1 protein-coding gene is annotated in these 1,981 nt (G+C 79.2%); it reads right to left on the reverse strand.

All coding sequences use genetic code 11. The annotated features are described in order from the left end of the window. Positions 1–1,981, reverse strand: a 1,981-nt coding sequence (locus tag ACTUAL_RS30670; RefSeq protein ID WP_440902675.1) for an acyltransferase domain-containing protein, incomplete at both ends; no start/stop codon positions are given.

Below are 1,981 nucleotides of genomic sequence, written 5' to 3' on the forward strand. Positions count from 1 at the left end.
CCCTCGCCGCCGGTGACCAGCACGGTCCCCGGCCGCCACGGCGCGGCGAGCGCGGGCTCGACGCGCACCACGCGCGGCACGGTCACCACGCCCGCGCGCAGGTCGGCCTCGGGCTCGCCGGAGGCGATCACGTCGCCCAGCAGCGCGCGGGACGCGGGGTGGTCGTCGGTGGTGATCAGCGCGACCCGGTCCGGGGCCTCGGCGTGCGCCGCGCGCACCAGGCCCCGCAGGGGCGCGGTGGCCAGCGCGTCCAGCGGGGCGAGGAGCACCAGCCGGTCGGCGCGGTCGGCGGCCAGGTGCGCCTTGACCAGGTCGAGCGCCCGGAGCGCCGCCGCCCGCGCGCCGGGGCCGTCGTCGGGGCCGGTGACGCGGACCGGCGTCTCGCGCGGTCGGCCGCGCTCCACGGTGATCGGCACGCGGTCGATCCCGAAGACCGGGGGGTCGACCGGCGGGGCGAGCCGTCCCAGCGCGATCTGGGCGGAGAGCACCGGCTGTCCGTCCACTGCGGACATCAGGACCCGGTCGCCGTCCACCTTGATCCGCACCGCCGTCGCGCCCGAGGCGTGCAGCCGCAGCCCGCGCCAGCGCACCGCGTCCCCCGGCCCGAGCGCGCGGACGGCGGCGTCGAGCAGGTCCGGGTGCACGGTGAACCGCCCGGCGTCGGCGACCTCGGCGGTGGCGTCCGCGCCGTCGAACGCGAAGGGCGCCGGGCGCGCGGCGAGCGCCAGCACCCCGTGCGCGCAGCGCTTCCACGTGTCGCGGGCGCGGGTGTGCACGGTGAACGACCGGTCCGGCTCCACGACGACCTGCACGTCACCGGCCTCGGGTTCCCGCTCGACCACCAGCTCGGCCACCAGCGGGCAGCCGACCCGGTCCCCGGCGTGGATCGCCAGCTCCGCCAGCGCCGAGGCCCCGCCCCGCCACCGCCCGCTGAGCACCAGCCGTCCCGCGCCGCCGACCTCGACCTCGTGCGCCAGCACCGGGTGCGCGCCCGCCGCGACCGCCGACTGCTCCAGCCAGAACCGCTTGCGCCGGAACGGGTGCGGCGGCAGGTCGACCCGCCGAGCGCCGCTGCCCGCGAACCACCCGGCCCAGTCCACCGGGACGCCCGCCGCCCACAGCGCGCCGAGGGCGTCGACAACCGCGTGGCACTCCGCCCGACCGGCCCGCAGCGCGGGCACCGCCACCGGCCCGTCGACCAGCGCGGACAGCACCGCCGCCGGTCCCAGCTCCAGCACCACCGGGGCGTCCAGCGCCGCCGCCGCGTCCGCGAACCGCACCGGGAGGCGCAGCTGGGAGCGCCAGTAGGCCGCGTCGGGCCGTTCGACCGGCCGCCCGGTCACCGCCGACACGAACGGCAGGCCGGGCGCGGTGAACCGCAGCGCGGACAGCTCGCGCTCGAACTCGTCCAGCACCGCGTCCACGTGCGGCGAGTGCGCCGCACGGGTGATCGCGAGCCGGGACGTCCGCCGCCCCCACGAGCCCACCGCGGACACGACCCGGTCCACCTCGTCGGCGTCACCGGACACCACCAGCGACCGGGGCGCGTTGACCGCCGCGACGCCGACCCGCTCGCCCAGCAGCGGCCGGAGCTCGTCCTCGTCCGCCTCGACGGCCGCCATCGCGCCGGTGGTCGGCAACCGGTCGAGCAGCCGCCCCCGGACCACGACCGCGCGCGCCGCGTCCGCCAGCGGCACCGCGCCCGCCGCGTGCGCCGCCGCCCACTCGCCGATCGAGTGCCCCACCACCGCCTCCGGCCGCACGCCCCACGAGGCGAACAACCGGGTCAGCCCGACCTGCAGGGCGAACAGCGCGGGGTGCGCGAGAGCCATGTCCGCCAACGGGTCCCCGGATTCGAGCACCTCCAGCAGCGGCCGGTCCAGGCTCCGGTCCAGCTCCGCGCACGCCGCGTCGAACCCGGCCGCGAACTCCGGGAACCCCGCCCGCAGCGCCAACCCCATGCCCGCGTGCTGCGCGCCGT

This window comes from Actinosynnema sp., from assembly GCF_052038725.1.